The organism is Haemophilus sp. SZY H56 (assembly GCF_054332415.1).
Genome location: NZ_JBTGNX010000006.1, coordinates 123,792 through 147,589, shown reverse-complemented (window position 1 = coordinate 147,589; position 23,798 = coordinate 123,792). Strand labels below are relative to the sequence as shown.

Here is a 23,798-nt window from a genome sequence, read left to right as displayed (position 1 = left end):
GGGGCAGAATCATGCCTAACCTAGGGGTAACTGGTTACCCTAGGCACATAAGACAGCCCAACAGGAGGATAGAAAATATATGCAATCCATCATCCCCGCCCTCGATCTTATCGACGGGCACGTTGTCCGCCTGCATCAGGGCGATTATGCGCAACAGACCACTTACAGCGATAATCCTATTGAGCAGTTCGCAAGCTATATTCAACAAGGCGCGCAGCAGTTGCATTTGGTGGATTTAACCGGTGCGAAAGATCCGTCCAAAAGGCAGACCGCACTTATCGGCAAGATTATCGCCGCCACACAAAGCAAGATTCAGGTGGGCGGAGGGATTCGTACCGAACAGGACGTTGCTGATTTGCTGGCGGTGGGCGCGAACCGCGTGGTGATTGGTTCTACGGCGGTGACACAACCCGATATGGTACAAGGCTGGTTTAACAAATATGGCGCGGAGAAATTCGTGTTGGCGTTAGACGTGCGCATTGAAAACGGGCAGAAATTGGTGGCGATTAAAGGTTGGCAGGAAACCAGCGCGCTGCCCCTTGAAAACGTTGTGGAAAACTACCGCACTTTTGGCTTGCAACATGTGCTTTGCACCGACATTTCCCGCGACGGCACACTGGCGGGTTCCAACTGCATCTTTACCGTGAAGTGTGCGCTAAGTTTCCGGACGTGCAGTTCCAGTCTTCCGGCGGCATCGGTTCGCTAGCGGATATTGAAGCTCTCAAAGGCACAGGCGTGGCGGGCGTGATTGTGGGTCGCGCGTTGTTAGAAGGCAAATTTAATGTAGCGGAGGCAATCGAATGTTGGCAAAACGGATAATTCCTTGTTTGGACGTACGCGACGGGCAGGTGGTGAAAGGCGTGCAGTTTCGTAATCATGAAATCATCGGCGACATCGTGCCGTTGGCGCAACGTTATGCGCAGGAAGGCGCGGACGAGCTGGTGTTCTATGACATTACCGCCTCTTCGGACGGTCGCACCGTGGATAAAAGCTGGGTGGAACGCGTGGCGCAAGTCATCGACATTCCGTTCTGCGTAGCGGGCGGTATTAAAACCATCGCAGACGCGGAACAGATTTTTGCTTTCGGTGCAGATAAAATCTCCATTAATTCTCCCGTCCTTGCCGACCCTGATTTAATTTCCCGCTTGGCAGAACGTTTCGGTGTGCAGGCTATCGTGGTGGGCGTTGACAGCTGGTTCGAGCACGAAACGGGCAAATATTGGGTGAACCAATACACCGGCGATGAAAAATGCACCCGACAAACCAATTGGCAGCTGTTAGATTGGGTGGCAGAAGTACAACAACGCGGCGCAGGCGAAATCGTGTTAAATATGATGAACCAAGACGGTGTACGTAACGGCTATGATTTAGCGCAACTGAAACTGGTGCGCCAAGTTTGCCATGTCCCGCTTATGGCCTCCGGCGGCGCGGGCGAAATGGTGCATTTCCGTGATGCTTTTATTGATGCCAACGTGGATGGCGCTTTAGCCGCGAGCGTGTTCCATAAGCAGATTATTAATATCGGCGAATTGAAGGATTATTTGGCACGGGAAGGCGTGGAAGTACGGCGATAACACAAAAAAGTGCGGTCGTTTTTGGACGTGTTTTTTGTATTGAATTTTATTTTTTTTGCTCTTAATATTCTTCTTGCCAGTTGGTTTTTTGTTATAGCTTTAAGGAGACAATTCTATGGATAAAAAAGATAAATTTCATTTTGAAATTTTAAAACGAAGTGCATTAGGTGATCAAAATGCATTTGATAAAATAGCGTTAGCATTTGATTTTGACGAAAGTCAAATTGATACACTATGCGATGTCCTTGAGGAATTTGAACAAAAAGAGTTTCGTTATGGTGAATTGGAACAGCGATTGAAAGAAACTTTAGGGTTGAATTACCAAAATCTTAAATTAATTATTCATTATCTATATGAAGATCATAGATATACAGATGTAATTGGTTCATATCTAAGAAGTAATAAAGATATTATGGGTAATCTCTCTATAGAGTATAATTCTATTGCGAAAGAACTTGGTATTTAGAGTAGGAATATAAATGAAAAAACAAGAAATCAACTGGCAAAAAATCAACAACCTCCTCCCCGTTATCGTGCAACACGCGACGACGTGCGAAGTGCTGATGCTCGGGTATATGAATCCGGAGGCGTTGGAGAAAACCTTGGCGGAGAAGAAAGTAACGTTCTTTTCCCGTACGAAGAATCGCCTGTGGACAAAGGGGGAAACCTCAGGACATTTTTTGAATGTCGTGGATATGAGCTTGGACTGTGACAATGACACCTTGTTAATTTTAGCCAACCCTATCGGCGCAACCTGCCATACTGGAGAAGACAGTTGCTTTCATCGATTTCACGCCTGTTTACCGGGCATGAATCATAAGAAAATCCAACGTTTAATGCGAGAGCTTGAACTTCAAGTGCGGGTAAGAAAAAGCAAAAAATTGACGACTTATCGAGGGACGATTGGCCATATCGCGCCCAATCATCTAGAACGCCATTTTAGTGCTACCAAGCCGAACCAAAAGTGGGTAACGGATGTGACCGAGTTTAAAGCAAAAGATGGTAGTAAAGTCTAATTATCCCCAATATTAGATTTATTTAACAATGAGATAGTCTCATATACCCTCAGTTATTCCCCAAACTGGGCACAGGTGGAGAAAATGTTAAAGATAGCGGTTAAGCGATTAAATAAAACAAGTGGTAGCATTTTACATTCAGACCAAGGCTGGCAATATCAGATGGCGGCTTATCGTCAAATTCTTGCTGAGCACGGCATCATACAAAGTATGTCAAGGAAAGGAAACTGTTTGGATAATGCCGCAATGGAGAGTTCCTTTGGACGATTAAAAACGGAATGCTTTTATGGTTGGGAGTTTAATACACGAGAGGAGATAGTTAATGCGGTAAGGGATTATTTGGATTACTATAATCATCGACGGATTCAACTAAAATTAAAAGGACTGAGTCCGATACAATATCGTCTTCAGTCCTTATGTGAATAGTCCAGATTTTTGGGACAGTTCAGGCGTTTATTTATTCGAACCCTCTGGGTGCAGGCCAATTCTCTGATGGCGTTCTTGCAATTTTGCAATCACATCCGCCCATGCCTGTCCTTGATGGTGCAACAACACGGTTAAGTGATAGACCAAATCCGCCGCTTCGCTGAGGGTTTCTGGTTTATCTTGTGAAACGGCAGCTAGCGCCGTTTCTACCGCTTCTTCTCCCACTTTTTGGGCGATTTTCTTAATGCCTTTGCTGTGCAGTGTTGCAGTGTAAGAGCTAGCCGGATCGGAGTTTTTCTTATCTGCTAAATGTTGTTCAAGCTGGGCGAACCATGTCCAATGGCTGGTGCCTTGTTGGGTAACCCGTCGGTAACCGTAATCAGGATGCTTTACTTTAATCTGGATAATCGCGGCTTTAAGTCCTTTATCCTTATCTGGCTTAACCTGGCGTCGAGCAAAAAACGTACTGCGCGCTAAGCCTGCAATATCTAATAGATATTTTAGGGGATAATGGGCTCTTAACTTTTGGATAACCTCCGCTGCCTGGCTTCTTCCTGAAGTCTGAGCTTTCTCAACTCCTTTAGGTAAGCGACCTCAGCTTCAAGCTGTAAAATTCTCTGGCGCAAGCGGTCTTCTTCTGTTTTGGGTGGAGGGGGCATTCTGGCATATTTAGGTTTCATTGACGGTCGTCCTGATGGTTTATAAGGAATAAGCCCTTTTATGCCACTTTTTTCAAAGCGTTTCAACCAAGTTCCGACTAATGTGTCAGAGGGAATATTGTAAAAACGAGCGGCTTCACGAATGCTCATTTTTCCTTTTAGAATAGGTTGAAGGACCTGTAATTTAAATGCTATTGTGTAGTGTTTACCCATAAAAAATCTGCACCTCAATTGTTGGTTGTTTAGTCCAACTTTTGGGGTGCAGATTTTTACCTGTTCTTTGATTCTTGCTAAATCAAACGACTACCAAAATAGCCAATTGTGAGCAGAATGATACCCGAAATTGCGTAAATAATCATCCTTTTTCCACGCCAACCTAATCGCCAATGACCAAAACAAGCAATACCAAAACTAATCCAAGCAAGGAAAGAAAAAATCGCTTTGTGTAGATTTTCTAGGGTCACTGCTTGCAACACATGATAAGTACCAGAAATTAAAGTGAGCGTCAGTAATGCTTCCCCCATCGCAAATAAACAGAAGAAATGACGTTCTACTGCCATCAATGGCGGAATAGCTGGTGAAAATTGAATTTTACGCTTTTTCAAATTACGGTCTAACCACACCAATTGGATCACATACAACGTTGCAATAAAACACACCGCATAGGTAAAGAGCGACAAACCAATATGGAATAACATCAAGGTATTTTGATTCAGCATTTGAATGATATGGCTTGATAAGAATGTTGCCAAAATCAAACTAATGATTGAAAACGAATATACTATTGGCAAAACAAACCACATGGTAGAGACAAGAAACATTGAAAGCGTTACTAATACCGAAATAATTACACTCATTAAGGAAGCTATTTCCAGTAGTGTAAATGTTTTCCCTGATACTAAATGCTCTAATAGCGGCAAAGTAGTAATAACATGCAGTACGATTGCCGAAAGTGAGGTTAGAAAAAATGGAACTTTACGCTGGCTCAACTTTCCTTCTGATGAATTCATCAAAAACGGGGCAATCAACAATAGACTAAGAATGTAAAAAATAATCGAAAAAAGGGCAAACCACATAATGCATTCTCTTTACTAGGAATTATTCTTATTTTAACGGATCTTTTCTGTAGATCGCTAGAATTTTATTTGAAATGATGAAAAACGCCCAAATTTCGGTATAATCACGACAATTTTTAAAAAAAAAACAGGATTTAAAATGTTTGAGAGTTTATCGGATCGACTTTCCAAAACGCTACGCAACATTAGCGGGAAAGGGCGTTTAACTGAAGATAATATTAAAGAAACCCTACGCGAAGTGCGTATGGCATTGTTAGAAGCTGACGTTGCTTTACCTGTCGTACGTGAATTTATCGCTAAAGTAAAAGAAAGCGCGTTAGGCGAAGAAGTCAATAAAAGCTTAACACCTGGCCAAGAATTCTTAAAAATCGTTCAGAGCGAACTTGAAAAAGCCATGGGTGAAGCCAATGAGAGCTTAAACCTCGCAACACAACCACCCGCAGTTATTTTAATGGCGGGCTTACAAGGTGCGGGTAAAACCACCAGCGTAGGTAAATTAGCAAAATTCTTACGCGAACGTCATAAAAAGAAAGTCCTTGTAGTCTCTGCCGACGTATATCGTCCTGCGGCAATCAAACAGCTTGAAACCTTAGCTCAATCTGTTGGCGTGGATTTTTTCCCATCTGATGTTAAACAAAAACCGGTAGAGATTGCAAAAGCAGCACTTGCTGACGCCAAACTCAAATTCTACGATGTTTTAATCGTGGATACGGCTGGTCGCTTACACGTTGATAGCGAGATGATGGATGAAATTAAGCAAGTTCATGCGACATTAAATCCAATCGAAACTCTCTTCACCGTTGATGCAATGACCGGTCAAGATGCGGCAAATACAGCAAAAGCCTTCAATGAAGCCTTGCCACTTACTGGGGTTATCTTAACCAAAGTGGATGGGGATGCACGTGGCGGTGCGGCGTTATCGATTCGTCAAATCACCGGCAAACCAATTAAATTCCTTGGGGTGGGCGAAAAAACAGAAGCCCTCGAGCCATTCCATCCTGATCGTGTAGCGTCGCGTATTTTGGGCATGGGTGATGTGCTTTCCCTTATCGAAGATCTTGAACGTTCTGTGGATCGCGAAAAAGCGGAAAAAATGGCACAGAAATTCAAGAAAGGCGATGATTTCACCCTAGACGATTTCCGTGAACAACTCCGTGAAATGAAAAAAATGGGCGGTATGATGTCGATGCTTGAAAAATTACCGGGTGCAAAAAACTTACCGGATCATGTCAAAAATCAAGTAGATGACAAAATGTTCATCAAAATGGAAGCAATCATTAATTCCATGACCTTAAAAGAACGTGCTAATCCAGACATTATCAAAGGATCTCGCCGTCGTCGTATTGCATTAGGTTCTGGCACACAAGTGCAAGATGTGAATAAGTTACTAAAACAATTTGACGAAATGCAACGTATGATGAAAAAAATGCGCAAAGGCGGAATGGCGAAAATGATGCGCGGCATGCAAGGCTTAATGGGCGGAGGCGGTTTAGGTGGCCTCAGTGGTTTAGGCGGCATGTTTAAACGTTAATTTGTTTATAAAAATCAACCTATAAAATCAAATGGATCAATAAACAATATTCTGAGTTCTGTATGACACAGAACTCGTTCTTTTGACTTAGAATGAATTTATTTTTGAGAACCAGTGCGGTCAAAAAATTGACTGTTTTTTGACTTCTCGACAAAATATTCATCGCTACTTACTTCAATGAAGCAAAAACGCCCGACTCTACAAGATATTGCCGACCATCTAGGCATGACTAAAATGACGGTAAGCCGTTATTTACGTAATTCTAATTCTGTTGCGAAAGAGACTCAGAAACGTATTGCGGTGGCAATTGAACAGTTTGGTTATATTCCTAATCGTGCGCCAGAAATTTTGTCTAATGCAAAGAGTAAAGCGATTGGTGTACTGCTCCCCTCCTTAACAAATCATGTATTTGCAGATGTATTAAAAGGCATTGAGCAAGTTGCCGATATTGCAGGTTATCAGACGATGCTTGCACACTATGGATATAGTGTAAAAAAAGAAGAAGAACGTATCGAAAGTTTACTTTCCTATAATGTGGATGGATTAATCTTATCTGAAAACTACCACTCTTTACGTACCCTTAAAATGATTGAAATCGCCAATATTCCAGTCATTGAAATCATGGATAGTTCCCAACCTGGCATTCAACAAGTCATTGGTTTTGATAACGTTGCTGCGGCACAAGCTATGGTAGAAACCATGATTCAGCGTGGTTATAAAAATATCGTCTATTTCACAGCAAGAATGGATAAACGAACCCAATTAAAAATGCAAGGTTATGAACAAGCCATGAAAAAATATGGGTTAGAACCTTATAGCTTGATTACTGAAGCCGCATCTTCTTTCACATTGGGTGGAAAACAGCTACGTAAAATTTTAGAAGAACGTCCTGAAACAAACGGTGTCTTTTGTACAAATGATGACTTAGCAATTGGTGCATTATTTGAATGCCAGCGATTAGGTATTGCTGTGCCTCAACAGATTGCAATTGCAGGGTTTCATGGACATGACGTAGGCTTTTCGGTCACACCTCAGCTCGCAACGGTTATGACTCCTCGTTTAGAAATTGGCAAACTTGCCGCACAAGAATTGTTAGTAAGACTCAATAATGAGCCACTAAAAGAGAAAATAATTGATCTAGGGTTTAAAATCCATTTAGGTGAAAGCATATAAGCTGTGCGATCAAAAAAATACCAACATTTTGACCGCACTTCTTTTACTTTAGATCAGAGGTTTTAATACCTCAACACAACGTTCAATTACTTGCTCAAAACTTCCAGAAATATCCACATGAATAACATCTGATTCATCTTGACCTGGCACTTCCAGCGTCTCAAACTGACTTTTTAGCATATCAGTTTTCATATAATGCCCTTTACGCTGTTTCATGCGCTCAAGTACCAGTTCAAAAGAGCCTTCTAAAAATAAGAACTTCACATTTCCATTTCCTTCACGAATGAGATTGCGGTATTTTTTCTTTAGTGCAGAACAAATAATGATCCCCACTTCACTTTTTCGTTCTAGACTAAATGCTGCATCACGAATACGCTCCAACCAAGGTGCGCGATCTTCATCATTTAACGGATGCCCCTCTCCCATTTTGATGATATTCGCTCTAGGATGAAGATCATCACCATCAATTAACTTTATTCCTAAACGATGAGCCACCTCTGTTCCTACGGAGGTTTTACCCGTACTTGATACGCCCATTAGAATAAAACTTTTTCCCATATTTTCTTGTTTATGACTCATCATACACCTCTGCAAATTTTCATTTACCATACTCTAATTACAAACAAAATGTTACTGGTAACATTTTATTTTGTGATTAATATCACAAAATAAATTCATAATCATAATTAACCGCACTTTTAAAGATAAAAATTATGTGAATGAGATCACAATTTTGAAAAGTCATCGTTTACCAAATGTTAAATCAAGCGTATGTTACGGGTAACAATTCTATTTGGAGAACAACCATGCTCATTGCAATTATGATCGTAGCAATCTTATTGCTCCTTTTACTTATTATTAAATTCAAAGTTCATGCTTTTGTGGCATTAATTATTGTGAGTTTACTTACCGCTCTGGCGGCTGGGATTCCGGTGGAAAAAATTCTGCCAACCTTGCTTGGTGGATTTGGCAATACGCTTGCGGCAGTTGCCTTATTAGTAGGTTTAGGTGCAATGATTGGTCGGCTTCTTGAAATTACTGGCGGAGCAAAAGTGCTTGCCGACACGTTAATTAATAAATTTGGTGAGAAAAAAGCACCACTTGCATTAGGTATTGCTGCATTACTCTTTGGTTTTCCTATTTTCTTTGATGCAGGCCTTGTCGTAATGCTACCTATCATCTTCAGTGTCGCAAAACGGTTTGGTGGTTCTGTCTTACGCTATGCTTTTCCCGTTGCAGGAGCATTTGCTGTAATGCACGCTTTTTTACCACCACATCCAGGCCCTGTTGCATCTGGTGATTTATTAGGCGTGAACATTGGTTTATTGGTCATTGTTGGCTTAGTTTGTGCAATTCCAACATGGTATATTGGGACTTACTTATTTAGTCTATTCATCAGTAAAAAAATTCACGTTGATTTACCAAAAGCATTCTTAAATGCCGTCGCAATCAGTGAAACCTCTGTGCAAAATCCGCCAAGCTTTACCCGTGTAATAACGATCTTATTACTACCTATTCTTTTGATCTTATTAGACACGGGTTTAAACACATTAAGCGTGGCAAAAATAATTGACGGTTCACAAACCTGGGTTGAAGCACTGCGCTTAATTGGTAAAACGCCTGTTGCCTTACTAATCACTTTAATTATTTCCATTTTGTTATTAAAAGAACAGCGTAGCTATGAACAAATTGAAAAAATTTGTGATAATGCCTTAGGTCCAATTTGCTCTATCGTGCTCGTTACTGGTGCAGGCGGAATGTTTGGAGGTGTATTACGTGCCAGTGGTATTGGTGATGTATTATCTACGATGCTTTCCAATACCGGAATGCCAATCATTGTTGCCGCTTTCGTTATCGCCATGGTAATGCGTGTCGCACAAGGTTCTGCAACTGTTGCTTTAACTACGGCTGCTGCACTAATTTCGCCTACCGTTGCTGCGGCAACTGACTTGAGCCAATTTGATCTTTGCTTCATTGTAATCGCTATTGCATCAGGTGCAACAGTGCTTTCTCACGTAAATGATTCAGGTTTCTGGCTGATCAGCCGTTTCTTAGAAATGGATACAAAAACGACATTAAAAACGTGGACATTACTAGAGACATCTATCGGTATTGTGGGCTTTATTATTGCATTAATTGGAAGCCTGCTCTTCTAATCTTTGAATATCACTTATTCACTGAAATTATTCATTCTCGTTCTGAGCCTTGCTACAGCAGGGCTCAGCCGCTCACATGCCTATTCCACTGCTAATTTTACCGTTCACTTGTTCGGGGAATTAAAGCTTAAATCTTGTCTGCATCACTCAAAAAAATAAACAACTTTTTCAATTAAATTTTTCATTACCATAGTAAATTACTCAGTTTTAGGTAATATTTTGATTGCACAATACCATATATAATTACTCAGGTATTTTACCTTGCGTAAAATGTCGCTTTAGATGAACATTCTTAGCATGTAATCATCGAGCATCCAATTTTATAATAATCTAGGAGTGATAAAATGGGACAGTATAAAAAGTTCTGGTACCTATTAGTCGCCGTATTAATTGGAGCATTCTCCATTCTCGGTTACTATGGGTTTGAAGTGTATCGTGAAGCACCACCAATTCCGCAACAATATGTTTCAGAATCAGGTGAAAAAGTGATTACTCACGATGAAATTTTACATGGTCAAACTGCTTGGCAAACCACTGGTGGTATGCAAGTAGGTTCTATTTGGGGGCATGGTGCATACCAAGCGCCTGACTGGACTGCAGATTGGCTTCACCGTGAATTAACTAACTGGTTGGATATTACAGCGAACCAAGAATTTGGTAAAAACTTTGCTGATTTAAATGATGAACAGCAAACGTTATTAAAAGCGCGTTTAACCAAAGAATATCGTGGTAGCAAAGTTGAAAACGGTACTGTTGTGCTTTCAAATACCCGTTTAGCGGCAATGGAAAAAACTGCACAATACTACATTTCTTTATACGGCGATGATCCTGCCACTAAAGTCACTCGTGAACACTTTGCGATGAAGGATAATACCCTCCCTGACTTACAAGCACGTAAAGACTTAACTAAATTCTTCTTCTGGACAGCATGGACTGCCTCTGCAGAACGTCCAAATACAAATGCAAGTTATACTAACAATTGGCCACATGAGCCATTAATCAATAACGTGCCAACACCAGAAAACGTGATTTGGTCTATTGCGAGTGTGGTATTCCTCATTGCAGGTATTGGTTTTGTTGTATGGATTTGGTCATTCAAAAAACGTGAAGATGAAAAAGAACCACCAATGCCTGAGTTCGATCCACTCACAAAATTACAACTTACGCCTTCTCAACGCGCATTAGGTAAATATCTCTTTACGGTGCTTGCATTATTCTTACTGCAAGTGAATTTAGGGGCGATTGTTGCTCACTATACTGTTGAAGGTCAAGAATTCTATGGTATTGATATCTCTCAATACTTACCTTATTCATTAGTGCGTACATGGCATATTCAAGCGGCATTATTCTGGATTGCAATGGCATTCTTAGCTGGCGGTTTATTCCTAGCACCGATCATCAATGGTGGTAAAGATCCGAAATTCCAAAAATTGGGCGTGGATGTTTTATTCTGGGCATTAGTGGTATTAGTCGTCGGTTCATTCACTGGTAGCTATTTAGCAATTGCACATATTCTTCCAGAAGAATGGAGCTTCATGTTCGGTCACCAAGGCTATGAGTTCATTGACTTAGGTCGTTTCTGGCAAGCGGTGAAATTCGCAGGCATCTTATTCTGGTTAGTCTTAATGCTTCGCGGTACAGTGAATGCATTCAAACAACCTGGTGATAAAAACTTATTGGCATTATTCTTCGCCTCAGTAATTGCGATCGGTTTATTCTATGGCCCAGCATTATTCTATGGCGAGCACACTCACATTTCTGTGATGGAATACTGGCGTTGGTGGGTAGTTCACCTATGGGTAGAAGGCTTCTTTGAAGTATTCTCTGTCGCGGCACTCTCATTCATTTTTGTAAGTTTAGGTTTAGTTTCACGTCGTACTGCAACTGTGGCAACCATTACTGAAGCGGCGTTATTCTTAATCGGTGGTATCCCTGGTACGTTCCACCACCTATACTTCGCAGGTGCAACTACACCAATTATCGCAGTAGGTGCGTCATTCTCTGCACTTGAAGTGGTTCCATTAGTGTTATTAGGTCATGAAGCTTGGGAACACTGGGAAATGCAACAAAAAACACCTTGGATGGAACGTTTAAAATGGCCTCTTTACTGCTTCGTAGCCGTAGCGTTCTGGAATATGTTAGGTGCTGGCGTATTTGGTTTCTTAATCAACCCACCAATTTCGCTTTACTATATCCAAGGCTTGAACACCACTGCCGTTCACGCTCACGCAGCATTATTCGGTGTGTATGGTTTCTTAGCGTTAGGTTTCGTGTTCTTAATTGCTCGTTATTTACGTCCAGATACACCATTTAACGATAAGTTAATGAAATGGGGATTCTGGTTATTAAATGGCGGTTTAGTATTAATGATCGTATCAAGCTTATTACCAATCGGTATTATTCAAGGTTATGCAAGTATCTCTGAAGGCTTATGGTATGCACGTAGTGAAGAATTTATGCAACAACCATTATTCGATACCTTACGTTGGGTTCGTTTAGGTGGTGATGTAGTATTCATCTTCGGTGCACTCGCCTTCTTCTGGCAAATCTTTACGATGATTTTCTTCAAACCGAAAAATAGCTAGCCTCCTCATCACATAAAAGCAACCAAAATTTTGGTTGCTTTTATTTGTTAAATATTCGTTAATTTTCTAACCGTAATTTGATCCACATCAAATCTTTTACCCTCTTTTAAGTATAAAAAAATTCTTAGTTAGATCTATACTACTTGCACCTTCAACTTTTTTTATAAAATATCAACATGAGTGAGAATCCATTTAAAGCACACTGGTCATCAAAAGGTAATACCCTATGCTTAGGGCATTGGAACATTACTTATCTTGGCCTTCCCATTGTCCTACCCATAGAGCGCCATGATAAAGATATGGGGACAAATAATATCTATAATTTCATGGATCCTGATGATGAACTTTATCGTGAGGGATTAACAGAAGATGATTGGATTGTAGAAAATATTGATTGGTTATCTGATGTATTTATTGAACACAATATTCCATTAGAAGAAGAAACCATACGAGCATTTTACCGTGCTGTCAACAAAGAGGATTGGCGATGTGGTAGCTGTGGCGGGTGCATTTAGTTAAAGTGCGGTCATTTTCATTACTCTTTTTTATAAAAAAATATTTATAATAAAACCACTAGTTAACTTTTTATTTAAACTATATAATTTGTCGATTTGTTTTTTAAAAGGGAGAAAAAAGATGAAACTTGTTGAAGTAAAACACCCGCTCGTTAAGCATAAATTAGGCGTGATGCGTGAAGCTGAGATTGACACTAAGAAATTCCGTGAACTTGCAACCGAAATTGGTAGTTTACTAACTTATGAGGCGACCGCAGACCTTGAAACAGAAAAAGTGACCATCAATGGTTGGAATGGCCCTGTTGAAATAGAACGTATTAAAGGTAAAAAAGTCACTGTTGTACCAATTTTACGTGCGGGGCTAGGAATGATGGATGGCGTCTTAGAACATGTTCCAAGCGCACGAATTAGTGTAGTAGGAATTTACCGAAATGAAGAAACGCTTGAGCCAGTCCCTTACTTCCAAAAACTCGCCAGTGATTTAAATGAACGTCTAGCTATCGTTGTAGATCCAATGCTTGCAACAGGTGGCTCTATGATTTCCACTATTGATTTGTTAAAAGCAAAAGGTTGCCAACATATCAAAGTATTAGTATTAGTGGCAGCACCAGAGGGAATTAAAGCGTTAGAGCAAGCCCATCCAGATATTGAACTTTATTGCGCATCTATTGATGATCACTTAAATGAACAAGGCTACATCATTCCTGGCTTGGGTGATGCGGGTGACAAAATTTTTGGAACAAAATAATCTTCTTATCATAGGACGGCATGTATTGCCGTCTTTTTTCCGTGCGTGAAAACATAACGCTAAAAACAGCAGATAAAACCGACCGCACTTTCAGTTAATTCAAACAGTGAGTTGAAACTAAATGAGTCATCAAGCTACAGCACCTGTTGAGGTGCAAAATATTGGCAAACAAGCGTTTGTCGGCTTACAAATGTTATTTGTTGCCTTTGGTGCATTGGTATTAGTACCTTTAATCACAGGCCTAAATGCAAATACCGCATTACTCACCGCTGGTATTGGTACATTACTATTCCAACTTTGTACTGGCAAACAAGTGCCCATCTTTCTAGCGTCTTCTTTTGCCTTCATTGCACCAATTCAATATGGTGTACAAACTTGGGGAATTCCCGCAACAATGGGTGGGCTTGCTTGTGCGGGCTTAGTCTATTTTGCACTATCAACCTTAGTGAAATTGCGCGGTAGTGCTGCACTTGAGCGTATCTTCCCACCTGTTGTTGTAGGCCCAGTAATTATCATTATTGGTATGGGACTTGCCCCCGTTGCTGTTGATATGGCATTGGGCAAAAACAGTACATATAGCTATGAACATTCGGTGTTGGTTTCTATGATTACCTTGGTCACAACTCTCTCTGTTGCGGTATTTGCAAAAGGCATGATGAAACTGATTCCAATTATGTTTGGTATTGTTGCCGGCTATGTGGTTTGTTTATTCCTAGGATTAATTAACTTCCAACCTGTTTTAGATGCAAAATGGTTTGAATTACCTCAGTTAACCAAACCAGAATTTAATTTAGAAGCCATTCTTTATATGCTACCGATTGCTATCGCACCAGCCGTTGAACATGTGGGTGGTATTATGGCAATCAGTTCTGTAACTGGTAAAGATTTCCTTAAAAAACCAGGCTTACACCGCACCTTATTAGGCGATGGTATCGCAACAGCTGCGGCTTCATTAGTAGGCGGTCCACCAAATACTACTTATGCTGAAGTAACGGGTGCTGTAATGCTAACCCGCAACTTCAATCCAAATATTATGACTTGGGCTGCGGTATGGGCGATTGCAATTTCCTTCTGTGGAAAAGTAGGCGCATTCCTTTCTACTATCCCAACCATCGTAATGGGTGGCATTATGATGTTAGTATTCGGTTCGATTGCCGTTGTCGGGATGAGTACCTTAATTAAAGGTAAAGTGGATGTAACTGAACCTCGCAACCTTTGCATCATTTCTGTGGTGATGACTTTCGGGATCGGTAATATGTTTGTCAACGTCGGCGATGCTGTTTCCCTAAAAGGTATCAGCCTTTGCGCTATCGTCGCGATTGTACTGAACTTGATTTTGCCAAAAGCAAAAAATGAAGTAGAATAAAACTTCCCAAACAAAAGGGTTAAATGAAAATTTAGCCCTTTCTTTTTTATTTTAAATCACTCGTTAATCCGTGAATCAGCAACTTTCTTTACCTATTCATCAAATTGATGATGAAACGCTTGAGAATTTTTATAGTGATAATAATGCATTATTGCTCAATTCTTTGCGTCAAAATATGACTGATTTACAGCAACAATTCTTCTACCTTTGGGGAAACCAAAGCGTTGGAAAAACTCATCTTCTACGCGCACTCTGCAATGAATATATTCAGCAACAACGAAGTGCTATTTATGTTCCATTGAGCAAATCACAATATTTCTCCACGGCTGTTTTTGAACATTTAGAACAGCAAGAATTGGTTTGTCTGGATGATTTGCAAGCGGTTATTGGAAATTCAGAATGGGAAATAGCCTTATTTGATCTCTTTAATCATATTAAAGCCAATGACAAAACCTTATTGGTTGTCAGTGCAGAGCAATCTCCAGCTGCTCTCCCCGTTAAATTACCAGATCTGGCTTCTCGCTTAAAATGGGGAGAAAGTTATCAATTGATTCCACTCAGCGATGAACAAAAACTCGCTGTATTGAAACAAAATGCCCATCAGCGCGGCATTATGCTTTCAGATGATACTGCCAATTTTATATTTACTCGTCTAGACCGAGATATGGCGACATTAAAAGAGGCGTTAGTTCAACTCGATAAAGCCTCATTGCAAGCTAAACGAAATCTGACCATTCCTTTTGTGAAATCTATTTTAGGCTTATAAACAGATAAAAAAATAACCGCTCTTTTTCAAGTGCGGTTAATTTTTTAGTCATTTAATTACCAGCAGTGATGGCAATAACCAACACCGACACTCGGCATTATTGCTACAGGAACGCGAGAATAACCTCTATGTTTAGAACGATGATCACTCGCATTCATTTCATTTGGAACGCTATCTCTTTGTGCAACTTTCGCTTTTTCTCGAGCAGTGACAGTATTACCACTTGTTACTCGAGCATTGTAATCTTGTACGGAATTCATATCATACATCGCTGCACCATTACCAATGGTTGAGGCTTGCTGAGGTGCAGTACAAGCTGTTAAAACAGATAATGCTGCAATAGAAATTAATTTTTTCATAACGTTACCTTTTATCACAAACTACTTTATTAAGCGTTTCTCTGCCTTCTTTAATCCGCTCATTCGCTTTTTTTCTGACGTTCGGATCTTCATTTTGCTCAATATATTTTGCTACATTGGCATTTTTGATTGCATAAACAGGGATATACTGTGAATGTTTCGTTTCACCTTTTTTATAAATTGTGGCACCTAAAACACTACCATAATACTCGCTAGCATCATTAGGTTTTATGTAATAATTGCTAGAATTTGTTACATCTACGCCATCATCACTTTTAAACCCACTACAGATCCCCGCAGGTGAAAGAAACGTTGTTTTTGAAGCGGCAACTTCGTTAAATTTGTACACCTCAAACTCAACACTATTCGCAAGCTCTTCTATGTCTTTTTCAGACTTAGGATCTAAACTTCTTTGGCCTTTTCCATCAATATATTTCACTGTTTCAGAAATATTACTTTCAGAAACATTGACTGAAACATGATTTTCAGGTGTCTTCGCTTTTGTTGCATATACAACACTACTACCTTCGGCTAAAACAACTGATGATGCTAAAACACAAAAAGAGTAAATCCCAATTTTTTTCTTAATATGACTCATAATAATTTGATTTTCTACGTTAATAATTATTTTCGTATAATTCGATGGGTAAATAATCTGGGTCTCGGCAGAAAGTGTACTTCATTCCCGTTAATTCATCAACTCGAATTGGTTCACAATCAATGCTATTTTCCAAAAGATAAGCAACATACTCATCAATATTCTCTACTTTAAATGCTAAATGTCGCAAACCGCAAGCCTCTGGAGTGCTTACTCTTGATGGCGGATTTGGAAAAGAAAACAACTCTATTTGACTCCCATCGGGAAAACTTAAATCTAATTTATAGCTATCCCGTTCTGTCCGATAAGTTTCATTTAGCTGTTTAGCGCCTAAAATCTCCATATAAAAATGCTTCGAACGTGCATAGTTCGAAGCAATGATTGCAATATGGTGAAAACCTAATAATTGGGGCTTCATTATTTCTCCGGTGTGACACTCTTCGCTTTTTCTTCTTCCTGTAAAGCGAGTGCATCACGTGCTGCACGAATACTTTTCTCAAGCATTGGCACACGAGGATCATCTGGCTCCAATAAACGTAACATCATCGCCCAGGTTACTGCCGCCATTTTATAATCTTCCCCTTCAAAATAACTGAAAGCAAGTAAACTTAAGGCTTCAGGATTCGAATGATCTTGACGAATAACATCACGTAAAAGCTGGTTACCTTTGAGTTTACCTGTTTGATCCTCAGAAGACATTAGCATACGCGCATAGGAAAGCTTATACGTTAAATTATCTGGTTCAAGCTTATTCGCTTGTTGATAACTATCAAAGGCTAATTTTCCATTACCTAAATTCATCCCTACCTGACCTAACAACCACCATTTTTTAGCATCCTTTGGTGTTTTTTGTAAATCCAAACGAAGTGCAGTCGAAAATTGCTGCATTTCTGCATCTGTCATTGGGTTTGTGTCTTCTTCTTTGATCCGTTCAAAGAAATAAGGTAATTTTGCCAATGTCTTTTCCATCATATCTTCGGCCTTCCAAGATCCCAAAGGGAAATAAGCTCCGCCAGCAATAATGGCCAAACCTAATAAGCCAGACACAAACCACAACTTACCGTAATTTGAGGCATTTTTATCGATAGCTTGTGTTTCTTGTTGAGGAATATCTTCCAACAATGTTTTTTGTAGCTCTTGCTTGAGTTGTTCAACATTTTCAACTAAACCCTGTTGATTATCTTGCTCAATCTCTTTCAAACGAGAAAAATATAACGCCTTATTTAATTCATCACGTTTTTTATCTTCTTTCGCTTTAACCGAACGCAACAATGGATAAAAACAAATCAATGCCACCACTAAAGTGAGCGCAATAATACTTAATGCAAAATTCATTATTTATCCTTTTCTTTGAGTAAAGCCGACAAGCGTGCATTCTCTTCATCATCTAAAACAACATCAGAATTAACCGCACTTGAGCTTTTCGATTTACGTTTAAATACAAATAAAATGCCAACAAACACTAATAAAATTGGAGCAATCCATAACACCATTGTGGCCATTGTCATTGGCGGATCATAAGTCACGAAATTGCCATAGCGTTGAATCATATAATCCACTACTTCATTTCGATTTTTGCCCTCTTGCAACAATTCAAACACTTTGCCACGCATATCCACGGCAATGGTTGCATTAGAATCGGCAATATTGTTATTTTGACATTGTGGACAACGCAATTCTTGTGTTAATTGATGATAGTCCTTTTCTTGCTCCGGTGAGGCAAAATTCAATGCATCAATAGAGGCTGTCGCTGAGATACTCACAAAAAGTGCGGTTAAAAAAAGCCATGATTTTTTCATTATGGTTTCTCCGCGAGTTTGTCATAAATCGGTTTTAAGGTCTCATTCCAAACGCGTTCATTCACATCACCCGCTAAGCGATAATGAATAACGCCTTTACCATCAACGATAAATGTTTCCGGGGCGCCGTAAACACCCAAATCTAATGCAAAAGAACCTTTTTCATCTTTAAGCACAAGACTATAAGGATTGCCTAAATCTTTTAGCCATTTTACAGCTTTTGGTGATTCATCTTTATAGTTGATACCAATGATTGTTACGCCTTGTTTAGCCAATTGATTCAAATATTGATGCTCTGCATAACAAGTTGGACACCAAGTCGCCCACACATTCAAGAGAATCGGTTTACCTTGTTGGAAAATTTCATTACCGTAGGTTTTATTTTCCAATAAATCCGTTAATGTTTTCTGTGGCACAGGTTTCCCCACAAGAGCAGACTCTAACGCTTTTGGATCATCACCTTGCGCATTGCGTCCTAACTGAACTAAAAAAGCTGCCGCCACGGCAAGAAAAACAATAAGTGGGATAAGTAGTTTTTTATTCATAACACGATCAATTTACATCTATTTCTAGGGGCTTAATTTAGTCCCGCATCACAATTAAGACTGTTTTACCAAACGACTAAAACGATAACGGCGGTCAAACATACAAAGCAAACCACCTAGCGCCATAAACAAGCCACCAATCCAAATCCAACGGATAAACGGTTTATAGTAAAGGCGAAGTGCCCATGAGTTATCTTCTATTTTTTCACCCAAGGCAACATAAAGATCGCGGGTAAAGCCCCAATCAATTGCCGCTTCAGTCATTGGCATTTTACTGACGGTATAAAAACGTTTTTCAGCAAATAATGTTGCTTCTGGTTTACCGTCTTTTGAAATATCAATTTGTGCTTTGCCGCCCATATAATTAGGACCATTTGCATCGCTCACACCGGTAAATGTGAAGTCATAGTCAGCGATCTGCACCGTATCGCCAACAGCCATTCGCACATCGCGTTCTACACTAAAGTTTTGGCTAAATGCAATTCCCCAAACCGTCATCGCTACACCAAGGTGAGCTAAAATCATCCCCCAATGGGAACGAGAAAGTTTAGTAATACCTTTAAAGAAAGATTCGCGGTGTGTTGCACGTTGTTTCATTTCATAGAGACTCAGTAACACAATAATGACGGACATCATGGTACCAAGCACAGCACTGACGGTGAGTTTATTTTGTAGGAAATACGGTAAAGCAAAACCTGCAATCGCCATCACAATGGCACTCACAACAACCGGTGTACGAATTTCAGAGAACTGATCGCGACGCCATTTTACTAACGGTCCAATACCCAGTAATAAGGCAAACGGAGTCATAATAATCAAGAACATTTGATCAAAGAATGGCGCACCGATCGAAATAGATCCCAAACCTAATTGTTTATGAACTAACGGCAATAACGTTCCTAAGAACACCACACAAAGTGCGGTCATTAATAGGATGTTATTTAATAATAATAACGTTTCACGAGAATAGCGCTCTGCATTATCACGCGAACGAATTTGGTTGCCTTTATAAGCATACAAGGTTAACGAGCCACCTATCACTACAACCAAATAAGCAAGAATATACAAACCACGTGTTGGATCTGAAGCAAAGGCATGTACTGACACTAAGATACCGGAACGAACTAAGAATGTACCCAGTAAGCAAAGGGAGAACGCCAAAATCGCTAAAAGCACAGTCCAAGCTTTAAAAGAGCCACGTTTTTCAGTCACCGCTAAAGAGTGGATTAATGCGGTTCCCGCAAGCCAAGGCATTAAAGAAGAGTTTTCTACTGGATCCCAGAACCACCAGCCACCCCAGCCGAGCTCATAATATGCCCACCAAGAACCGAGCACGATCCCGAGTGTTAAAAACACCCAAGCAGCGATCGTCCAAGGACGTGACCATCTAGCCCAAGCTGAGTCTAATTTACCCGTCATTAATGATGCGATCGCAAAGGCAAAAGCAACAGAAAAACCAACATATCCCATATAAAGTAATGGTGGGTGGAAAATTAAGCCCACATCTTGCAACATTGGATTGAGTTCTCTGCCATCTACTGGGAAGTCAGGGAATGTACGGGTAAACGGATTTGAGGTAAATAATACGAAGAGTAAAAAGCCGATGCTAATAATCCCCATAATACCTAATACACGAGCTACTGCTTCCTGTGGCAAGTGTTTGCTAAATAAGGCTACTGCTGCACCCCAAAGTGTTAATAACCAAATCCAAAGTAATAATGACCCCTCATGTGAGCCCCAAACTGCAGATAAACGATAATAAATCGGCAAGCTGCTGTTAGAGTTATTTACCACATATTGCACACTGAAATCATTTACAGCAAAGAGATAAAACAATGCTGCAAACGCAATGGTTAAAGTAAAAAATAAACCATAAGTCATTGGACGAGCCAATGACATAAGTTGAGGATGACCTTTTTCAGCTCCCCATAATGGGAGAATGGCTAAAAAGAATGAAACGGCAAGGCTTAAAGCTAGCGCATAATTTCCTAATTCAGCAATCATTAGCGACCTTCTTGCGATTTTTGCTGGGTTTCTTTATAACGACGATCGGCTTCACTCTCGCCTTTTAGTTCTGCCCCCATTGGTTTATGCATTTTCTTCATTTTCTCACCTAATTCTGGCGGCACATAATTTTCATCATGTTTAGCAAGCACTTCTGTTGCTTCTAATAAGGTTGGTTCTTTTAACACACCTTGCGCAACAATACCCTGCCCCTCACGGAAAAGATCCGGCAGAATACCTTCGTATTCAACTGTAATTGATGGACCAATATCATTCACATCAAAACGAACTTTGAGACTTTTCGGATCTCGACTAACAGAGCCTTCAACCACCATACCACCAACACGAATACGTTGCCCTACTTCAGGTTTTTGATCAGGATTTCCGTCTTTCCCTTCTACAACTTCCGAAGGGGTATAAAATAAATCAATATTTTGGCGAAGCGCATAAAGCACCAAACCTGTCGCAATCGAAATACCTAAAATCACAAAGATGATGATCGAAAGTCTTGATTTACGTCTTGGATTCATAGCGTATTTCCTTTATTTGCTTGGTTTAAACGGGCTTCACGTTGTTGCTCGCGTAACACTTCTTTTAATACTGCTTTACGACCCTTGACGCTTTGTATTGCCAAAATGATCATTGCCACGAGGCTAATGCCATAGGAAAGCCACACATAAAAACCGTAGCCTCCCATATTGATAAAATCACTCCAACTTTGGAAAAACATTTTCCGCTCCCTAAAATAAAAATAAAAAACTATTTCAGCTTACTTGCTAACTCTTTTACCCATGGGCGTTTGCTGTCTTCTTTTAGCAATTCAACGCGGTAACGCACAAGCGTAAACCAAATGGATAAAAATAAAAATCCAAAAATACATAAAATCAGTGGAATTAACATCGGTGTTGCAATCGACGGTTTTTCAAACTTCGTGATACTTGCCCCTTGATGTAAGGTATTCCACCACTCTACGGAGAAGTGAATGATTGGTAAATTCACCACACCAACAATACACAAGATACCCGCTGATTTTGCGCCCACGGCACGATCAGAAAATGCAGAATAAAGCGCTAACACACCGATATATAAGAAGAAAAGAATGAGTTCCGCAGTTAAACGCGCATCCCATACCCACCAAGTTCCCCACATTGGTTTGCCCCAAATTGCACCTGTTACCAAGGCAATAAAGGTAAACATTGCACCGATCGGTGCCATGGCTATCATTGAAAGATGAGCGGCTTTAATTTGCCAAACTAACGCAATAATGGCAGCCACCGCCATAGAACCATACACACCCATTGACCAAATCGCTGCCGGCACATGGACATACATAATTCGGAAACTATTGCCTTGCTGATAATCTGCCGGCGCATAAGCTAAACCCCAAACGATTCCAACAGCCAATAATAAAACCGCAATCACACCAAAAAATGGACTTAATTTGCCACATAAATGATATTGGGTTTCATGTTTTGCGTAAGGATGTAACCACTTCCACATAAAAGATCCTTAATTCAAAAAATAAAAAACAGTTAAAAATCTGACCGCACTTTCACCGTCATGATGATTAATTATCTAAACTAATTCGTAGTGCAGCGGCAATCGCAAAAGGCGATAAGGTTATCGCGCCAGCTAAAATTGCACCTAAAATAGCAAGCTGTCCACCATAAGGGAGATTTAACGCGGCGGCATCTAAAATTGCTGAAGCAAAAATTAAAACCGGAATGAATAATGGTACCACAAGTAAACTCAGTAATACGCCACCTTTACGCAATCCTACCGTCAATGCCACGCCAATTGCGCCAATGCAGCTTAAAATCGGCGTGCCCACTAAGAGTGTAAGCACCAATGCCCACCAAATATTCACTTCTAATGAGAGCAATAAAGCGGCAATAGGAGAAAGTAGAATCAACGGCAAACCCGTTAACAACCAGTGTGCAACGACTTTTGCAAGTGCCGTTAGCGCTAAAGGTTGAGCCGTAAGCATCAATTGTTCTAAAGAGCCATCAATAAAGTCATCTCGGAATAAGCGTTCAAAAGACAGCAACGCAGAAAGCAATGCCGCCACCCAAGCAACGCCAGGTGCGATGCGAGAAAGTAACTTAGGATCCGGCCCAATAACTAATGGAAATAGCGTGATGACGATCAAAAAGAACCAAAGCGGATTTAAAATTTCCGCTTGCTTACGGGTCGCAATCTTCAGCTCTCGCTTTATAATCTGTAAAAATATCATAAAAATCTAAGGGTTATATTTATAATCAGCAAGATTGATTTTCTTCAATAGGCTACTTGGTACTTCTTGATGACTCGTTAAAATCACCATTCCACCCTTTTTAGCATGATTTTCAAAAAGTGCGGTCAAAACTTCAACCCCTTTTTTATCTATTGCTGTAAAAGGTTCATCCAAAATCCAAAGTGGTGCTTCCGATATCCATAGTCTCGCCAAGGCAATGCGCTTTTGCTGACCCGCTGAAAGTTGGGCTGCCGGCAAATCTTCGCGACCGAGTAAGCCCACTGTTTCCAACACATCCCATAAAATATCGGTGCCTTGCTGGCTTTGACTAATCTGCTGATAAAATTTTAAATTTTCCCATGCCGTTAATTCAGGTTTCACACCAGAATGATGACCGAGATAAAGTAGCTGATGATGGTATTCTTCGCGTTGCTTTGTAATCTCGTCTGAATTCCACCGCACTTTACCTTCTACAGGTTGTGCAAGGCCGGCTAAAATCCGCAATAAACTTGTTTTACCGATACCATTGTGCCCTTCAATTTGCACGAAATCACCACTTTGAAATTGCAGTGAAAGATCTGTGAACAAGACGCGATCGCCACGTTGGCACGCCAATTGTTCTAATTGAAGTTGATGAGCAGGAAACATAGTCTCAGCCTTAAAAATAAA

25 protein-coding genes and 4 pseudogenes are annotated in these 23,798 nt (G+C 40.3%); 13 read left to right on the top strand and 16 right to left on the bottom strand.

Features of this window, described 5'->3' with window-relative positions:
* Positions 1–79: 79 nt before the first annotated feature.
* The 5 genes and pseudogenes from ACXVWP_RS06415 to ACXVWP_RS06395 all read left to right on the top strand — a co-directional run.
* Positions 80–720: pseudogene (locus ACXVWP_RS06415) on the top strand (1-(5-phosphoribosyl)-5-[(5-phosphoribosylamino)methylideneamino] imidazole-4-carboxamide isomerase); the annotation flags it as partial.
* 80 nt (positions 721–800) lie between these two features.
* Positions 801–1,574, top strand: coding sequence for an imidazole glycerol phosphate synthase subunit HisF (hisF, locus tag ACXVWP_RS06410; protein ID WP_297567521.1), 774 nt, complete (start codon positions 801–803; stop codon positions 1,572–1,574).
* Positions 1,575–1,689: 115 nt separating this feature from the next.
* A complete protein-coding gene (locus ACXVWP_RS06405) occupies positions 1,690–2,040 on the top strand; it encodes a hypothetical protein (protein WP_128787041.1) in 351 nt (116 codons plus the stop codon).
* Between the two features lie 13 nt (positions 2,041–2,053).
* Positions 2,054–2,365 (top strand): annotated as a pseudogene (gene hisI, locus ACXVWP_RS06400) (phosphoribosyl-AMP cyclohydrolase); the annotation flags it as partial.
* 18 nt (positions 2,366–2,383) lie between these two features.
* Positions 2,384–3,016, top strand: a pseudogene (locus ACXVWP_RS06395) (IS3 family transposase); the annotation flags it as partial.
* A gap of 27 nt (positions 3,017–3,043) precedes the next feature.
* Here ACXVWP_RS06395 and hisE read toward each other — a convergent pair.
* The 3 genes and pseudogenes from hisE to ACXVWP_RS06380 form a co-directional block, all read right to left on the bottom strand.
* Positions 3,044–3,355 (bottom strand): annotated as a pseudogene (gene hisE, locus ACXVWP_RS06390) (phosphoribosyl-ATP diphosphatase); the annotation flags it as partial.
* A 179-nt stretch (positions 3,356–3,534) separates the two neighbouring features.
* Positions 3,535–3,888 (bottom strand): helix-turn-helix domain-containing protein, encoded by a 354-nt coding sequence (locus ACXVWP_RS06385; protein ID WP_128787039.1) that lies wholly within the window; start codon positions 3,886–3,888, stop codon positions 3,535–3,537.
* A 77-nt stretch (positions 3,889–3,965) separates the two neighbouring features.
* The gene (locus ACXVWP_RS06380) at positions 3,966–4,751 is read right to left on the bottom strand and encodes a cytochrome C assembly family protein (protein WP_297567519.1); all 786 of its coding nucleotides are present in this window, start codon (positions 4,749–4,751) and stop codon (positions 3,966–3,968) included.
* Between the two features lie 139 nt (positions 4,752–4,890).
* Here ACXVWP_RS06380 and ffh point away from each other — a divergent pair, with 139 nt between their 5' ends.
* Together ffh and gntR are read left to right on the top strand one after the other, a co-directional pair.
* Positions 4,891–6,282, top strand: coding sequence for a signal recognition particle protein (gene ffh / locus ACXVWP_RS06375; protein WP_289901393.1), 1,392 nt, complete (start codon positions 4,891–4,893; stop codon positions 6,280–6,282).
* 177 nt (positions 6,283–6,459) lie between these two features.
* Positions 6,460–7,455, top strand: a complete 996-nt coding sequence (gntR, locus tag ACXVWP_RS06370) for a gluconate operon transcriptional repressor GntR (protein ID WP_289901394.1) — start codon at positions 6,460–6,462, stop codon at positions 7,453–7,455.
* 48 nt (positions 7,456–7,503) lie between these two features.
* Here the strand turns inward: gntR and ACXVWP_RS06365 are convergent, their stop codons facing one another.
* On the bottom strand, positions 7,504–8,034 hold the full coding sequence (locus ACXVWP_RS06365; RefSeq protein WP_289901507.1) for a gluconokinase: 531 nt from the start codon (positions 8,032–8,034) through the stop codon (positions 7,504–7,506).
* A 227-nt stretch (positions 8,035–8,261) separates the two neighbouring features.
* On the opposite strand from ACXVWP_RS06365, the gene ACXVWP_RS06360 reads away from it, so the two are divergent.
* From ACXVWP_RS06360 to hda, 6 genes are all read left to right on the top strand, one after another.
* Positions 8,262–9,611 (top strand): GntP family permease, encoded by a 1,350-nt coding sequence (locus tag ACXVWP_RS06360; RefSeq protein ID WP_049356964.1) that lies wholly within the window; start codon positions 8,262–8,264, stop codon positions 9,609–9,611.
* 344 nt (positions 9,612–9,955) lie between these two features.
* The gene (locus ACXVWP_RS06355; RefSeq protein WP_049356966.1) at positions 9,956–12,196 is read left to right on the top strand and encodes a nitric-oxide reductase large subunit; all 2,241 of its coding nucleotides are present in this window, start codon (positions 9,956–9,958) and stop codon (positions 12,194–12,196) included.
* 176 nt (positions 12,197–12,372) lie between these two features.
* Positions 12,373–12,711, top strand: a complete 339-nt coding sequence (locus ACXVWP_RS06350) for a hypothetical protein (protein ID WP_049356968.1) — start codon at positions 12,373–12,375, stop codon at positions 12,709–12,711.
* A 121-nt stretch (positions 12,712–12,832) separates the two neighbouring features.
* Positions 12,833–13,459, top strand: coding sequence for a uracil phosphoribosyltransferase (gene upp / locus ACXVWP_RS06345; protein ID WP_049356970.1), 627 nt, complete (start codon positions 12,833–12,835; stop codon positions 13,457–13,459).
* A 121-nt stretch (positions 13,460–13,580) separates the two neighbouring features.
* Positions 13,581–14,825 (top strand): nucleobase:cation symporter-2 family protein, encoded by a 1,245-nt coding sequence (locus ACXVWP_RS06340; RefSeq protein ID WP_289901395.1) that lies wholly within the window; start codon positions 13,581–13,583, stop codon positions 14,823–14,825.
* A gap of 70 nt (positions 14,826–14,895) precedes the next feature.
* Entirely contained in the window at positions 14,896–15,591 is a 696-nt protein-coding gene (gene hda, locus ACXVWP_RS06335) for a DnaA regulatory inactivator Hda (RefSeq protein WP_289901396.1), read from the top strand.
* A 56-nt stretch (positions 15,592–15,647) separates the two neighbouring features.
* Here hda and ACXVWP_RS06330 read toward each other — a convergent pair whose 3' ends face one another.
* The 12 genes from ACXVWP_RS06330 to ccmA all read right to left on the bottom strand — a co-directional run bounded on the left by ACXVWP_RS06330 (position 15,648) and on the right by ccmA (position 23,777).
* Entirely contained in the window at positions 15,648–15,950 is a 303-nt protein-coding gene (locus tag ACXVWP_RS06330; protein WP_289901397.1) for a hypothetical protein, read from the bottom strand.
* A gap of 4 nt (positions 15,951–15,954) precedes the next feature.
* Positions 15,955–16,548, bottom strand: a complete 594-nt coding sequence (locus ACXVWP_RS06325) for a hypothetical protein (RefSeq protein WP_297567514.1) — start codon at positions 16,546–16,548, stop codon at positions 15,955–15,957.
* Between the two features lie 19 nt (positions 16,549–16,567).
* A complete protein-coding gene (gloA2, locus tag ACXVWP_RS06320; protein ID WP_289901399.1) occupies positions 16,568–16,966 on the bottom strand; it encodes an SMU1112c/YaeR family gloxylase I-like metalloprotein in 399 nt (132 codons plus the stop codon).
* Positions 16,966–17,883: a c-type cytochrome biogenesis protein CcmI gene (gene ccmI, locus ACXVWP_RS06315; RefSeq protein WP_297567512.1), complete on the bottom strand. Its 918-nt coding sequence runs from the start codon at positions 17,881–17,883 to the stop codon at positions 16,966–16,968. The genes gloA2 and ccmI overlap by 1 nt, the downstream gene beginning before the upstream one ends.
* Positions 17,883–18,347 carry a cytochrome c-type biogenesis protein gene (locus ACXVWP_RS06310; protein WP_054419647.1) on the bottom strand — a complete coding sequence of 155 codons (465 nt, stop codon included), beginning with the start codon at positions 18,345–18,347 and terminating at the stop codon, positions 17,883–17,885. Before ACXVWP_RS06310 ends, ccmI begins: the two co-directional genes overlap by 1 nt.
* The gene (locus ACXVWP_RS06305) at positions 18,347–18,892 is read right to left on the bottom strand and encodes a DsbE family thiol:disulfide interchange protein (RefSeq protein ID WP_289901401.1); all 546 of its coding nucleotides are present in this window, start codon (positions 18,890–18,892) and stop codon (positions 18,347–18,349) included. Before ACXVWP_RS06305 ends, ACXVWP_RS06310 begins: the two co-directional genes overlap by 1 nt.
* A 54-nt stretch (positions 18,893–18,946) precedes the next feature.
* The gene (locus tag ACXVWP_RS06300; protein WP_289901402.1) at positions 18,947–20,896 is read right to left on the bottom strand and encodes a heme lyase CcmF/NrfE family subunit; all 1,950 of its coding nucleotides are present in this window, start codon (positions 20,894–20,896) and stop codon (positions 18,947–18,949) included.
* The gene (gene ccmE, locus ACXVWP_RS06295; RefSeq protein ID WP_049385008.1) at positions 20,896–21,426 is read right to left on the bottom strand and encodes a cytochrome c maturation protein CcmE; all 531 of its coding nucleotides are present in this window, start codon (positions 21,424–21,426) and stop codon (positions 20,896–20,898) included. The genes ACXVWP_RS06300 and ccmE overlap by 1 nt, the downstream gene beginning before the upstream one ends.
* Positions 21,423–21,626: a heme exporter protein CcmD gene (gene ccmD / locus ACXVWP_RS06290; RefSeq protein WP_005699972.1), complete on the bottom strand. Its 204-nt coding sequence runs from the start codon at positions 21,624–21,626 to the stop codon at positions 21,423–21,425. The genes ccmE and ccmD overlap by 4 nt, the downstream gene beginning before the upstream one ends.
* Before the next feature lie 29 nt (positions 21,627–21,655).
* A complete protein-coding gene (locus tag ACXVWP_RS06285) occupies positions 21,656–22,396 on the bottom strand; it encodes a heme ABC transporter permease (RefSeq protein ID WP_005695597.1) in 741 nt (246 codons plus the stop codon).
* A 67-nt stretch (positions 22,397–22,463) separates the two neighbouring features.
* On the bottom strand, positions 22,464–23,129 hold the full coding sequence (gene ccmB, locus ACXVWP_RS06280) for a heme exporter protein CcmB (RefSeq protein ID WP_049364995.1): 666 nt from the start codon (positions 23,127–23,129) through the stop codon (positions 22,464–22,466).
* A gap of 6 nt (positions 23,130–23,135) precedes the next feature.
* Positions 23,136–23,777 carry a cytochrome c biogenesis heme-transporting ATPase CcmA gene (ccmA, locus tag ACXVWP_RS06275; RefSeq protein ID WP_065242994.1) on the bottom strand — a complete coding sequence of 214 codons (642 nt, stop codon included), beginning with the start codon at positions 23,775–23,777 and terminating at the stop codon, positions 23,136–23,138.
* Positions 23,778–23,798: the final 21 nt, after the last annotated feature.

Coding starts and splice junctions, on each gene's coding strand:
- ACXVWP_RS06360 (WP_049356964.1), top strand. CDS start 8,262: ATGCTCATTGCAATTATGATCGTAGCAATCTTATTGCTCCTTTTACTT.
- gloA2 (WP_289901399.1), bottom strand. CDS start 16,966: ATGAAGCCCCAATTATTAGGTTTTCACCATATTGCAATCATTGCTTCG.
- ACXVWP_RS06355 (WP_049356966.1), top strand. CDS start 9,956: ATGGGACAGTATAAAAAGTTCTGGTACCTATTAGTCGCCGTATTAATT.
- ACXVWP_RS06365 (WP_289901507.1), bottom strand. CDS start 8,034: ATGAGTCATAAACAAGAAAATATGGGAAAAAGTTTTATTCTAATGGGC.
- ACXVWP_RS06285 (WP_005695597.1), bottom strand. CDS start 22,396: ATGTGGAAGTGGTTACATCCTTACGCAAAACATGAAACCCAATATCAT.
- upp (WP_049356970.1), top strand. CDS start 12,833: ATGAAACTTGTTGAAGTAAAACACCCGCTCGTTAAGCATAAATTAGGC.
- ffh (WP_289901393.1), top strand. CDS start 4,891: ATGTTTGAGAGTTTATCGGATCGACTTTCCAAAACGCTACGCAACATT.
- ACXVWP_RS06350 (WP_049356968.1), top strand. CDS start 12,373: ATGAGTGAGAATCCATTTAAAGCACACTGGTCATCAAAAGGTAATACC.
- ccmI (WP_297567512.1), bottom strand. CDS start 17,883: ATGAATTTTGCATTAAGTATTATTGCGCTCACTTTAGTGGTGGCATTG.
- ACXVWP_RS06330 (WP_289901397.1), bottom strand. CDS start 15,950: ATGAAAAAATTAATTTCTATTGCAGCATTATCTGTTTTAACAGCTTGT.
- ACXVWP_RS06300 (WP_289901402.1), bottom strand. CDS start 20,896: ATGATTGCTGAATTAGGAAATTATGCGCTAGCTTTAAGCCTTGCCGTT.
- ccmE (WP_049385008.1), bottom strand. CDS start 21,426: ATGAATCCAAGACGTAAATCAAGACTTTCGATCATCATCTTTGTGATT.
- ccmB (WP_049364995.1), bottom strand. CDS start 23,129: ATGATATTTTTACAGATTATAAAGCGAGAGCTGAAGATTGCGACCCGT.
- gntR (WP_289901394.1), top strand. CDS start 6,460: ATGAAGCAAAAACGCCCGACTCTACAAGATATTGCCGACCATCTAGGC.
- hisF (WP_297567521.1), top strand. CDS start 801: ATGTTGGCAAAACGGATAATTCCTTGTTTGGACGTACGCGACGGGCAG.
- ACXVWP_RS06385 (WP_128787039.1), bottom strand. CDS start 3,888: ATGGGTAAACACTACACAATAGCATTTAAATTACAGGTCCTTCAACCT.
- ACXVWP_RS06305 (WP_289901401.1), bottom strand. CDS start 18,892: ATGAATAAAAAACTACTTATCCCACTTATTGTTTTTCTTGCCGTGGCG.
- ACXVWP_RS06405 (WP_128787041.1), top strand. CDS start 1,690: ATGGATAAAAAAGATAAATTTCATTTTGAAATTTTAAAACGAAGTGCA.
- ACXVWP_RS06380 (WP_297567519.1), bottom strand. CDS start 4,751: ATGTGGTTTGCCCTTTTTTCGATTATTTTTTACATTCTTAGTCTATTG.
- ACXVWP_RS06310 (WP_054419647.1), bottom strand. CDS start 18,347: ATGAAAAAATCATGGCTTTTTTTAACCGCACTTTTTGTGAGTATCTCA.
- ccmD (WP_005699972.1), bottom strand. CDS start 21,626: ATGTTTTTCCAAAGTTGGAGTGATTTTATCAATATGGGAGGCTACGGT.
- ccmA (WP_065242994.1), bottom strand. CDS start 23,777: ATGTTTCCTGCTCATCAACTTCAATTAGAACAATTGGCGTGCCAACGT.
- ACXVWP_RS06325 (WP_297567514.1), bottom strand. CDS start 16,548: ATGAGTCATATTAAGAAAAAAATTGGGATTTACTCTTTTTGTGTTTTA.
- ACXVWP_RS06340 (WP_289901395.1), top strand. CDS start 13,581: ATGAGTCATCAAGCTACAGCACCTGTTGAGGTGCAAAATATTGGCAAA.